This window comes from Halopseudomonas sp. L-58 (assembly GCF_056859475.1).
On the sequence record NZ_JBSXON010000077.1, the window covers coordinates 60,584 to 72,536 of the forward strand.

At 63.5% G+C, this 11,953-nt stretch carries 12 protein-coding genes; 3 read left to right on the plus strand and 9 right to left on the minus strand.

The window, feature by feature from the left end:
* Positions 1-120: 120 nt before the first annotated feature.
* Together AC13EY_RS15490 and AC13EY_RS15495 are read right to left on the minus strand one after the other, a co-directional pair.
* Positions 121-1,383, minus strand: a complete 1,263-nt coding sequence (locus tag AC13EY_RS15490; RefSeq protein WP_228245961.1) for a sensor histidine kinase — start codon at positions 1,381-1,383, stop codon at positions 121-123.
* Entirely contained in the window at positions 1,380-2,057 is a 678-nt protein-coding gene (locus AC13EY_RS15495) for a response regulator transcription factor (RefSeq protein ID WP_228245962.1), read from the minus strand. The genes AC13EY_RS15490 and AC13EY_RS15495 overlap by 4 nt, the downstream gene beginning before the upstream one ends.
* A 122-nt stretch (positions 2,058-2,179) precedes the next feature.
* Between AC13EY_RS15495 and AC13EY_RS15500 the strand changes: the two genes are divergently transcribed.
* From AC13EY_RS15500 to AC13EY_RS15510, 3 genes are read left to right on the plus strand one after another with little or no spacing between them, the layout of a single operon-like run.
* On the plus strand, positions 2,180-4,141 hold the full coding sequence (locus tag AC13EY_RS15500; RefSeq protein ID WP_228245963.1) for an LTA synthase family protein: 1,962 nt from the start codon (positions 2,180-2,182) through the stop codon (positions 4,139-4,141).
* The gene (locus AC13EY_RS15505; RefSeq protein ID WP_228245964.1) at positions 4,138-4,881 is read left to right on the plus strand and encodes a phosphatase PAP2 family protein; all 744 of its coding nucleotides are present in this window, start codon (positions 4,138-4,140) and stop codon (positions 4,879-4,881) included. The genes AC13EY_RS15500 and AC13EY_RS15505 overlap by 4 nt, the downstream gene beginning before the upstream one ends.
* Positions 4,868-5,581, plus strand: coding sequence for a dual specificity protein phosphatase family protein (locus tag AC13EY_RS15510; protein ID WP_228245965.1), 714 nt, complete (start codon positions 4,868-4,870; stop codon positions 5,579-5,581). Before AC13EY_RS15505 ends, AC13EY_RS15510 begins: the two co-directional genes overlap by 14 nt.
* A gap of 4 nt (positions 5,582-5,585) precedes the next feature.
* Here AC13EY_RS15510 and lepB read toward each other — a convergent pair whose 3' ends face one another.
* The 7 genes from lepB to uvrD all read right to left on the minus strand — a co-directional run bounded on the left by lepB (position 5,586) and on the right by uvrD (position 11,852).
* On the minus strand, positions 5,586-6,446 hold the full coding sequence (gene lepB, locus AC13EY_RS15515) for a signal peptidase I (protein WP_228245966.1): 861 nt from the start codon (positions 6,444-6,446) through the stop codon (positions 5,586-5,588).
* A 54-nt stretch (positions 6,447-6,500) separates the two neighbouring features.
* Positions 6,501-6,896 carry a DoxX-like family protein gene (locus tag AC13EY_RS15520; RefSeq protein ID WP_228245967.1) on the minus strand — a complete coding sequence of 132 codons (396 nt, stop codon included), beginning with the start codon at positions 6,894-6,896 and terminating at the stop codon, positions 6,501-6,503.
* Positions 6,889-7,290, minus strand: a complete 402-nt coding sequence (locus AC13EY_RS15525; RefSeq protein ID WP_228245968.1) for a thiol-disulfide oxidoreductase DCC family protein — start codon at positions 7,288-7,290, stop codon at positions 6,889-6,891. Before AC13EY_RS15525 ends, AC13EY_RS15520 begins: the two co-directional genes overlap by 8 nt.
* Before the next feature lie 64 nt (positions 7,291-7,354).
* Positions 7,355-7,756 (minus strand): nuclear transport factor 2 family protein, encoded by a 402-nt coding sequence (locus AC13EY_RS15530; protein ID WP_228245969.1) that lies wholly within the window; start codon positions 7,754-7,756, stop codon positions 7,355-7,357.
* An 82-nt stretch (positions 7,757-7,838) separates the two neighbouring features.
* Complete coding sequence (locus tag AC13EY_RS15535) at positions 7,839-8,300, minus strand: GNAT family N-acetyltransferase (protein ID WP_228245970.1); 462 nt, start codon at positions 8,298-8,300, stop codon at positions 7,839-7,841.
* Positions 8,301-8,379: 79 nt separating this feature from the next.
* Complete coding sequence (locus tag AC13EY_RS15540; RefSeq protein ID WP_228245971.1) at positions 8,380-9,480, minus strand: TRAP transporter substrate-binding protein; 1,101 nt, start codon at positions 9,478-9,480, stop codon at positions 8,380-8,382.
* Positions 9,481-9,677: 197 nt separating this feature from the next.
* Positions 9,678-11,852 (minus strand): DNA helicase II, encoded by a 2,175-nt coding sequence (gene uvrD, locus AC13EY_RS15545; RefSeq protein WP_228245972.1) that lies wholly within the window; start codon positions 11,850-11,852, stop codon positions 9,678-9,680.
* Positions 11,853-11,953: the final 101 nt, after the last annotated feature.

Genomic DNA, 11,953 nt, shown 5'->3' on the forward strand with positions numbered 1-11,953 from the left:
AGTAGGTGCTGCCAGACTAGGCGCCCACGGATCAAGGTCGTGTCAAAGCGATGTCAAAATTTCGTGAAAAGCCAGAGGCCGAGCGATATCGGCCCGCGCGCTCGGCGGTGCAGCGGGCAATCAACCCAGCCGCACATCGAAACAGCTGCCGCCGGCGGCCAGCGAATGCATGCTGACTGACCAGCCCTGATGGGCGCAGATACGCTTGACCAGCGACAGCCCCAGCCCCAGCCCTTCACCACGGGCCTGGTTGCCACGGACAAAGGGTTCGAAGATGTCGCTTTGCTGGTCGGTTGGCACCCCGGGCCCGGTGTCTTCCACGCGGAAGCAGCCCGCTCCCAGCAGCAATCGAACCTGCCCCTGTTCGGTGTAGTGCAGCGCATTGCGCAGCAGGTTGGACATGACCGTGCCGAGCAATCCCGGATGATACTGGCCGCTATCCTCCGCCTCGACGATCAGCTCAAAGCCCAGGCCCTTGTCGGCAAAGGCGCCCTGCCAGCGCTCGACCTGCTCCTGCGCAACCGAGAGCAAGGAGGCATTGCCGGTCATCCTGACCGGCTGGCCCTTGGCTCGCGCCAGCAGCAGGAAGGTGCCAACCAGCTCGCGCATCTCCTCGGCAGCACGGGCAATGCGCTCGACCTGCCGTTGCTCGCGCTCGCCCAACTCGGCCGCTTCCAGCAGCTCGGTCGAGGTGGCGATAATCATCAACGGCGTGCGCAGTTCGTGACTGACATCGCCGGTAAACAGCCGTTCACGCTCCAGCGACAGGCGCAGCTGGCTGAGGGTGGAATCGAAGGCCTCGGCCAGGTGGCCAACCTCGTCGTCCGGGTATTCCGGCGCCAGTGGCGGCGCCAGCGGCAGCAATTGATCCCGGTGTCGCACCTGACCGGCCAGCCGGATGATCGGCGCCAGAATCTTTTGCGCCATCAGCCAGCCCAGCAGACAGCCCAGCAGCACGCTGAGCATGAAGCCGGCAAACACCACCGCAAACAACACCTTCTCACGCGCCTCGAACTCGGCCTGCTCCTGCACCAGTACGTAACGCTGCTGGCCAATGTCACGGATGAACACGTAGGCCGCGTGCTCGTCATCCACCAGTTCGCTGAAACCCTCTTCCATATCCCGCAGCAGCTCAGGGATCTGGTATCCGGGCATATGCGAGGCATACAGCCGGGTTTTGGCATCCAGCCTGGGAGGCTGGCCACGGGCCAGATCCTGCTCCAGCACCGTGGTCAGCTCTTCACTCATCTCTTGGGAGACCAGGTGCTCTTCGACAAAGTGCACGATGGCAACAATGCTCAGCGAAAACACCCCGCTGACCGCCAGCGTTATCAGCGTAAACGCAATCACGATGCGCCGCCGCAGCGGCTGCTTGCGGATCATTGCGCCGGCTCCGAAAGGCTGTAACCAACCCCGTGCACGGTGTGAATCAGCGGCGTTTCAAAGGGTTTGTCGACGATCTGACGCAGCTGGTGAATATGACTGCGCAGGCTGTCGCTGTCGGGCAACTCGTCACCCCACAGCGCCTCTTCCAGCACGCTGCGGCGGATCACCGCCGGGCTCTTGCGCATCAGCACTTCCAGCAGCTTGAGACCGACCGGGTTGAGCTTCAGCGCCTTGCCGGCGCGATTGACCTGCAGGGTATCGAGGTCATAGCTCAGATCACCGACCTGCAGTCGGTGACGCCCGCTACCGCTGCTGCGGCGCAGAATGGCTTCGATGCGTGCCACCAGTTCGGACAGCGCAAAGGGTTTGAGCAGGTAATCGTCGGCGCCCACCTTGAGCCCCTTGAGTCGATCGTCCAGCGCGTCGCGCGCGGTCAGCATGATGATCGGCGTGTCGCGACCGGCGTCATCGCGCAGGCGCTGGCACAGCTGGTAGCCGTCCATGCCGGGCAGCATGATGTCGAGCACGATCAGGTCGTAGTGCTCGCTGACCGCCAGATGCAGCCCGGAAACACCGTCCTGCGCGCAGTCCACGGTGTAGCCCTTGAGCTGCAGATAGTCCATCACATTGGCGAGGATATCGCGGTTGTCTTCAATCACCAGAATGCGCATGCAGGGAGAGTCTCCGAAGGGAATAATCGACGCGGCTTGACGAAATTTTCACAGCGCGTTGACGCAGCGCCGACAGCAAGATCACCACACTGCGACGGTCGATTTCAACCATGGACCGTCACATGCCCCTGCTCAAATCCGCCCAGGCCCGTTTTCTTGGCTTGCTCGCAGCCCTCTGGCTCGGTGTTTTCGTTGTTACCCGTTCGATCCTGTTGCTGACCCACCTGGGCGAAGCGCAACTCAGCGCCAGCGGTGTGCTGCGCCTGTACGGCGAAGGCGCAATCTATGACCTGACCTTCCTGCTCTACGCCCTCGCGCCACTGGCACTGTACCTGCTGCTGTGTCCGGCCTGGCTCTGGCGCAAGCGCTGGCACCTGCGCCTGCTGCAGGTAGCCATGACCTTTGGCGTCTTCCTGATGCTGTTCACCGCAGTGGCCGAATGGCTGTTCTGGGACGAGTTCGGGGTGCGCTTCAACTTCATCGCGGTCGACTATCTGGTCTACTCCGACGAGGTGATCAACAACATCCTCGAGTCCTACCCGGTCTATCCGCTGCTGGCAGCGCTGACCGTCATCGCCGTGATCACCACCGCGCTGCTGCAACCACGGGTGCGCCGCATCGCCGCGGCCCCGTTGCTGAGCTGGCCGGAACGCGGCGTCAGCCTGGCAGGCGCGGTTACTGCCGTCGCCCTGAGTATTCTGGTAGTCGGTCAGAACTTCCCGCGCAGCAGCGGCGGCAACGCCTATCAGCACGAACTGGCCAGCAACGGCCCGTACCAGTTCTTCGCCGCCTTCCGCAACAACGAACTGGACTACACCCAGTTCTACCCGCAACTGCCCGAGGCCACCGCTGCGAGCGCCCTGCGTGACGAGGTCAGCGAAGCCAATGCCCGCTTTGTCGACACCGACCCGATGGGCGTTCGCCGACAGATCGATAACCCCGGCCAGCCGCGCAAGCTGAACCTGATTCTGGTCACCATCGAGAGCCTCAGCGCCAAATACATGGGCAGCGAAGGCGATGCGCGCAACCTGACACCGAACCTCGATGCCCTGCGCAAGCAGAGCCTCTACTTCAACCAGTTCTACGCCACCGGCACCCGCACCACCCGTGGTCTGGAAGCCATCACCCTGTCGATCCCGCCGACCCCCGGCCGCTCGATCGTCAAGCGCATCGGCCGCGAAACCGGGTTTGCCAGCCTCGGCCAGCAACTCGGCGCGCAGGGCTACGACAGCGTGTTCGTCTACGGCGGTCGTGGCTACTTCGACAACATGAATGCGTTCTTCGCCGGCAACGGTTACCGGGTAGTCGATCAGGCCAGCGTGCCTGACGAGGAAGTAACCTTCACCAACGCCTGGGGCATGAGCGACGAAGACCTCTACAACCAGACCCTGAAGCTGGCCGACGCCGATGCCGCCGCGGGCAAGCCGTTCCTGCTGCAGCTGATGACCACCTCCAACCACCGCCCCTACAGCTATCCGGAAGGCCGCATCGACATCCCGTCCGGCACCGGCCGCGAAGGTGCGGTGAAATACACCGACTACGCCATCGGCCAGTTCCTTGCCCAGGCGCGCGAGAAACCCTGGTTCAAGGACACCGTCTTCGTGTTCGTTGCCGACCACACCGCGGGCAGTGCTGGCAAGGAAGACCTGCCGGTGCACAACTACCACATCCCGCTGTTCGTCTACGCACCGGGCCTGATCGACGCCCGCGAGGACAGCCGTGTGGCCAGCCAGATCGATCTGGCGCCGACGCTGATGGGCCTGCTGAACATGGACTACACCTCGACCTTCTTCGGCCACAACCTGCTGCGCGCGGATGCCGGCCCGGGGCGGGCACTGATCGGCAACTACCAGCATCTGGGTCTGTTTGACGGTCAGGATCTGGCGATCCTCAGCCCGCGCGGCCTGATCCGCCGGCACGACGATGCCATGGGGCTGAGCGTGGAAAAGGCGGCGCAGGCCACTGACCCGCTGGTCCGCCGCGCCATTGCCTACTACCAGGGCGCCAGCTACGACTACGGCCACCGGCTACTGGCCTGGCAACCCTCCAGCGCTCAGTCTGGCCGTCAGGTCAGCGAGCGATGAGCAGCCCTGCGCGGGTATCGCGCCCCTTTCCGGTCGGTCGCTGGCTGCTGATTCCGGCTGCCGTCATGGCGCTGATGCTGGTGTTTGACACCAGCGCGCTGGATTTCTGGTTCTCCGACCTGTTCTACGTACCGGCCGACGGCTTCGTCGGCCGCCACAGCTTCTTCCTCGAAGACATCCTGCACGACCGGGTCAAGCAGGCCGTCATCCTGATCGGCGTACTGGCGATCATCGCCTTTCTCCTCAGCCTGCTGCCGACCCGGCTGCGGCGCTGGCGACCGGAACTGGGCTATCTGGTGCTGTCGCTGGCACTGGCTACCAGCCTGGTCACGCCGCTCAAGCAGCTGACCAACGTGCCCTGCCCCTGGAGTCTGGTGCAGTACGGCGGCACGGAGATTCACACGCCGCTGCTGTCAGCTCGCCCCGACAGCAACAAGCCCGGACGCTGCTGGCCCGGCGGTCATGCCTCCTCCGGGTTCTCGCTGCTGGCACTGTTCTTTGCCCTGCGTGACCGCTTTCCGCGAGCAGCCCGCGGCGCCCTGATCGGCGCACTGGCACTCGGCACCGTGTTGTCACTCGGGCGCACCATGCAGGGCGCGCATTTCCTCTCGCACAACGTCTGGACCCTGTTGTTCGACTGGTGCATTTGCCTGCTCTGTTACCGACTGCTGCTGTATCGGCCGGCCACCGCAGCGCGCACCGTCAGCCAGACAGGAGCGCTCCGCCATGAAGCCGCGTAGCCTGCTGCTCGCAACCGCGCTGCCGCTGGCGCTGCTGGGCGTCATCGCGCTGGCCCGGCCCGATGTACTGCGCAGCGACCACGTCGGCATGCCGGCACCCACCCTCAGTGCCGGGCAGGCGCGTCCGGCCGACTGGGCCACTCCGATTGATCCGCAGCTGCGTCTGTATCGCATGGCCCCCAACCTGTATCGCAGCGCATTGCCGGACAGCGGCGACATGCCCACGCTGCAGGCGCAAGGTATCCATACCGTGATCAATTTCTACCAGCGCAACGACGACTGGCTGGCAGGCAGCAACCTGACCACCATTCACGAACCACTGCACGCCGACCGGGTGACCGACACCGACGTGATCCGCGTGCTGCGCGCGATCCGCGCCGGCCAGAATGAGGGTGGCGTACTGATCCACTGCAAGCACGGGCAAAACCGCACCGGACTGATGGCCGCCATGTACCGCATGGTGTTCGAGGGCTGGAGCCGTGAACAGGCGCTGGCCGAGATGCTCGAAGGCGGCTTCGGCGACGGAGAGCTGATGACCGATGCGGTCGGCTACCTGAATCGGGTCGACGTGGAGGCCGTGCGCGCGGCAATCGACGGCGGCAGCTGCAGCACCAGCGTGCTGGCGCTGTGTCACGTCAGCGACTGGTGGCGCCGCCAGAGCGGTGAGATCGATCAGCAGGTCGCGCAGCTGGAAGACTGAGCCGTCAAGGCGCGGGCGCGGCAGCATCTGGCTTGCTTGCCAGCCAGATCATCTCGCCCACCACCCGTTCAGCCGCCACCGATCCCCAGTAACGGCTGTCGTTGGAATTGTCGCGATTGTCGCCCAGAAAGAAGTAGTGCCCCTCCGGCACCCGGAAGGTCTGAATCGGCTGCTGCGCCGCACTGTCCAGCTGCTGCACCCGATAGGATTGCCCGCCAAGTTGCTCGCGGTAGATTCGTACCCCATCGGTGTCTGACAGCAGCTCGCGCGGCAGGCGCTCACCATTGATCACAACCCCATCCGGCGTCAGGGCAATCACGTCACCGGGCAGCGCGATCAGCCGTTTGACGTAGAGCATGTCGTGGTCAGGCGGATAGAACACGTAGACCTTGCCGCGCTGCAGGCGGGCCGCATCCAGGCGGTCGCTGCCAGGCAGGGTGAAGCCAAACAGGCTGCGATGGGCAAAGCCCCACTTCTGCGCCACAAACAGATTGCCCTCAACCAGCGTCGGGTGCATCGAGGCCGACGGCACCTGATAAGGCTCGTAAAGGAAGGTTCGCGCACCCAGAATCGCGAGCATCACCGCCAGATAAAGCCCCACTGCCACGCTGGCACGATTGAACCAGCGGCGCGGCGTCGATACATCGTAACGGCGCGCGATCAGCACCGCGTGCAGCGGACAGATCAGGCTGAACGCCAGTGTCAGGGCCAGCTCGAAGTACCAGTCGATCCCGGCGACCACCAGCGTCACCGGAAGATAACCCCAGAACAGACGCGGGCGATTGACGTAGAGAAACACGAACGGCTGCAGCACGATACCCAGCAGCACAGTCAGCCAGAGGCGGGGTTTCCAGGGTGACAGCACAACAGCTCCTTGCATACAGGGCCAACGCGGCCCATCAGAGCGTTATGACCACAATCAGGCGGCCGTGTTGCAACCGGCTTCAAGGCGAATGATCAACACACACAGCAGCAGCGCAGGCAGCGTGGTCGTTACCGGGTTGAATGCACCGACCAATAGCGCCGGGGCAACCAGGGCAACGCCGGCAAGCAGGCCGAGTAACCCGAGTGCGGCGGCGACCACGGGCCAGCGGCCAAACCAGCCGAACAGAATCACTATCCCGAGCAGTACCTCGGCCACCCCGGCCAGTGATGAAATCACCTGTGCATCAAGCCCCAGACCGGACGCCTCGATCATCTGTACTTCGACCGGGCTGGGAAACAGCAGCTTGGGTACCAGGCCGTGATAAATGAACACAAATGCCAGCATCCAGCGGCACCAGCGGGCCATCTTCAACAGGTCCGGGTTATTCATCGACAAAGCGCCCCGCGTGATCGGCCGAGGGCAGCCGGCACAGGTCATAGCGACCAAACAGCCGGTAGCGATTCAGCGCAATACGGTCGTACAGCCAGTCGCGCAGCGGGCGCGGGATCAGCTGAAACACGCACAGAGCGCGCCATGGCCAGCCAAGCCGATGCATGACGACAAAGAACGCCGCGCTCTTCTCGAAGCGGCGTTCGCCATCCACCACCAGCATGGTCTCAAAGGTATCGGTCGGATAGTTGTGCTCCGCGAGCAGCCGCTGCCCCGCCGCCGACTGCACGCTGCACAGCCGGAACCGGCGCGCGGCATCGTGCTCGATAATAAAGTTGGCCCAGGCACTGCAGAGCTTGCATACACCGTCGAACAGAATGATGGGGGCGGGCACGATCTATCCTTTGCAATTGCAGCCGGGAACACTCCCCGAGCATAACAGCCGCCAGCGGCAGATGTCAGATCACCTGCTGGTACAGTCCGGCCCGGTACTGGCTGTAGGTATCAAGGAATTCCCACACCTCGCAGATCTTTGCGTCGCAGCAGCGAAAGCGCAGCAGATACTGGTTCAGATAGGGCTCACCGCTGCAGGTCTGCGCCGTCAGCTCGAAATGCACGACGACATTGTCGCCTTCACATATCAGCGCATGGCGACGGATCTGCAGGGTAGCAAAATCCAGCCAGCCGGCCCCCTTGGCCATCATCCCGAGAACACCGTCAATACCGGAAAAATTGCTGCCGAAAGGGTGCGCCGGCGGCAGGTGCCAGCGAATATCCGCAGCCAGATAGTCGGTAATCGGTGCCGCACTGCGCCCCTCTACCGAATCGAAATAACGCTCAACCAGTTCCTTGCTGTTCATATTCAGCCTCACAATGAATTCAGCAGATCCTGCCCGAGCCTCTCGGGAAACAAATCGTTCAGATGGAGGAGACGTGCCGGCGTCAACCTGCCCCGAGCAGCTTGCTGTAGTGCAGAAACTGCCGGTCACGCTCCCAGCCACTGGCTTCGTACAATCGCTGCGCCGAAGTGTTGTCGGTCGCGGTTGCCAGCTCCATGCGCACCGCGCCCTGCGCACGCGCCTGGTCTTCGGCAGCCGCCAGCAGGGCTCCGGCAACGCCCTGACGACGATAGCCGGAGCCGACATACAGGTCATACAAGATGCTGATTGGCGCCATGTCGACCGAACAGAACGTCGGATACAGCTGACAGAATCCGGCCAGCTCGCCTTCGCCGACCATCGCCATCAGCACCACCGAGTCGCCACGCTGCAGACGCAGCCGCAGATAGTCGATCGCGCCCGCCCGATCGGTCGGCTGCTGATAAAACTGGCGATACAGATCGAACAACTCGCCCACCCGCTCGGCATCCGCCGCACTGGCGCGCTTGATATGGATACCGGGCATTGTGCTTCCTCCGCAGCGGACGCTGTTGAGACCCCGCGAGGCCTGACCGGCGCGCTCGCGGGACCGGGAAGGGGCTGAATCAGCTACGCAGATCGTACATGGCCTTTTCGCTGATCGCGTGCCAGGCCTGGATCTTCTCGCGGAAGGCCTGCATGGAATCCCACACCTCGCGGTTCAGCGGATCCATCGCGGCGGTCTCTTCCAGCACATCAGCACTGATGTCGCGCAGGCGCTCCAGCACCGCATCAGGCAGCCGACGCAGCTGGACGTTATGCTCGTCGACCAGGGTATGCAGCGCCTCGGCATTGCGCCGGCCATACTCATCCAGCATGGCCTGGTTGGTCGAGCGGGCCGCATTGATGACAATACTGCGCAGGTCGTCCGGCAGCTCGGCCAGCTTCTGCTTGTTGATGGTCAGCTCCAGCACCGCGCAGGGTTCCTGCCAGCCCGGGTAATAGTAGAACTGCGCCGCCTTGTGCAGACCAAAGGCCAGATCATTATAGGGGCTGACCCAATCGGTCGCATCGATCACCCCGGTCTGCAGCGAGGTAAAGATTTCGCTGCCCGGCAGGTTGACCGTAGTGGCGCCGGCACGCGACAGCACCTCGCCGCCAAAGCCCGGCATACGGATTTTCAGGCCCTGCAGGTCGTCCAGACTGTTGATCTCCTTGTTGAACCAGCCGGCCATCTGCACGCCGGTGTTGCCGCACGGCAGCGGCACTACGCCGAGCGGGTCATAGGCCTTCTGCCACAACTCCAGCCCGCCGCCCTCGTACAGCCAGGCATTCATCTCCTGGGCGTTCATGCCGAACGGCACGGCGGTAAAGAACGGCGCCGCCGCACTCTTGCCCTTCCAGTAATAGGCCGCGCTGTGGCCCAGCTCAGCGGTGCCGCCAGAAACAGCGTCAAAGACTTCCAGCGCCGGCACCAGAGCACCGGCGGCAAACACCTGAATGCTCAACCGGCCATCGGACAGCCGCTCAACCGTGTCCGCGAAGTGCTGGGCGGTGGTGCCCAGACCCGGAAAGTTCTCCGGCCAGGAGGTCACCATCTTCCAGCGAAAGCGCTGTTCGGCTGCCGCCGGCGCACTGCCGGCAGGCGCGCTGTCGTCCTTGCAGCCAACCAGTGCCGCCGCGCCCAGACCCAGACCGGCGGCCGTCAACAATTCACGTCTATCCATTCTTTTAGCTCCAAGCTGTAAGCGGCAAGCTGCAAGCTGCCCGCTGCAGACTTCTATATTGGTGCAGGGAGCGTCGACTCGCGCGCTCCTGCGGCGAACCATCAGCCACCGATTCATTCAAGTTGGCAACGTACTTCCCGCACGCACAAACCACTTGCGGCTTATAGCTTGAAGCTTGCCGCTCCAAGCTGCAGGCGCTACAGCGCCTGCAGCTTGGCATACGCCACCATCAGCCACTTGCTGCCTTCATCATCAAAATTGACCTGAATCCGCGCCTGCGCGCCGTGGCCTTCATAGTTGAGCACCACCCCTTCACCGAACAGAGCGTGTTCGACGCGCTGGCCAAGGGCAAAGCCGGTGCTTTCGGTGGCTTCGCTGGCGAACAGGTTACTCTTGGCCGGGCCAAAGGGTCGGCTGACCTGGCTGCCCAGGCGCACTTCGCGAATCAGTTCAGGTGGAATCTCACGGACAAAGCGCGACACCTTGTTGAAGGTTTCACTGCCGTACAAGCGGCGGGTTTCGGCCCAGGTAATCACCAACTGCTGCATCGCCCGGGTAATGCCCACGTAAGCCAGCCGGCGCTCTTCCTCCAGCCGGCCCGGATCTTCCAGGCTCATCTTGTGCGGGAACAGCCCTTCCTCTACCCCGGCCATGAATACCAACGGGAACTCCAGGCCCTTGGCGCTGTGCAGGGTCATCAGCTGTACGCTGTCTTCAAAGCGGTCAGCCTGGGTTTCGCCGGCTTCCAGCGAGGCGTGGGCCAAGAAGGCCAGCAGTACATCGCCTTCCTCTTCCTCGTCCGCCATATCGTTCTCGAAACCACGGGCGGCAGAGACCAGTTCTTCCAGGTTTTCGACCCGCGCCTGCGCCTTGTCACCTTTTTCCTGCTCATGGAAGCGCAGCAGGCCGCTGTGCTCAATGGCAATCTGGGTCTGGCTGTAGAGCGGCAGCCCTTCGGCACGCTCGGCCATTTCCTCGATCAGCACCAGAAAGCCCTGCACCGCGTTGGCCGCCCGGCCCGGCAGCCCCTTGTTGTCGATCAGGTCGCAGGCCGCCTGCCACATTGAGACATCTCGCTCGCGCGCCTGCTGGCGCAGCAGCTCGACCGTCTTGTCGCCGATGCCGCGGGTCGGCAGATTGATAATGCGCTCCAGCGCACCATCGTCGCCGCGGTTGGCCATCAGCCGCAGGTAGGCCATGGCGTTCTTGATCTCGGCGCGCTCGAAAAAGCGCTGACCGCCGTAGATACGATAGGGAATACCGCTGCGCAGCAGGGCCTCTTCCAGCACCCGCGACTGGGCGTTGGAGCGGTAGAGAATGGCCATCTCGCTGCGCGCCAGCCCGTCGCGAATGCCCTGCTCGATCCGTTCGACGATAAAGCGCGCTTCATCCTGCTCGTTGAAGCCGGCGTACAGGGCAATCGGCTCGCCTTCGTTGCCGTCGGTCCACAGTTCCTTGCCGAGCCGCCCCGAGTTGTTGCCGATCAGCGCGTTGGCGGCCTTGAGAATGGTCGCGGTGGAGCGGTAGTTCTGCTCCAGGCGGATCATTTCGGCATTCGGATAGTCGGTCTGGAACTGCTGGATGTTTTCGATCCGCGCGCCGCGCCAGCCATAGATTGACTGGTCATCGTCACCGACCACCATCAGGCTGGGTGTCTTGCCCGCGAGATGGCGCAGCCAGGCGTACTGCACCGCGTTGGTGTCCTGGAACTCGTCGACCAGAATGTGCTTGAAGCGCGCCCGATACTGCTCGCGCAGCGCCGGATTATCGCGCCACAGTTCCAGCGAACGCAGCAGCAGCTCGGCAAAGTCGACGGCCCCGGCACGGTTGCAGGCCTGCTCATAGGCTTCGTAGATGCGCACCATGGTGCTCAGGTACAGATCACCGGCCGGCTGAATATTCTGCGGGCGCAGGCCTTCGTCCTTCTGGGCGTTGATCCACCACTGGGCCTGCTTGGGCGCCCACTGGTTCTCGTCCAGACCGAGTTCACGGATAACCCGCTTGACCAGCCGCTGCTGGTCGTCGCTGTCGAGAATCTGGAACTGTTCGGCCAGCCCGGCCTCGCGCCAGTGCGCGCGCAGCAGTCGATGTGCCAGGCCGTGAAAGGTGCCGACCCACATGCCCTGCGGCGCAATACCGAGCAGTTGCTCGATCCGCGCGCGCATTTCGTAGGCGGCCTTGTTGGTAAAGGTGACGGAAAGAATGCTCCAGGGTGAGGCCTGTTCGACCTGCACCAGCCAGGCGATACGGTGAACCAGTACCCGAGTCTTGCCGGAGCCGGCGCCGGCCAGCACCAGCTGTTGGCCGACCGCGGCAGTCACGGCCTGACGTTGAGCATCATTGAGCGAATTAAGCAGGTGGGAGATATCCATCGCGGCATTCTAGCAGCCCGCCGTCCCGCGCCGGAAGCCGCGCGGCTAAACCGCATGGCAGACGCTTCGGATGTCATATTTTGCGACCGAGGGACTGTGCC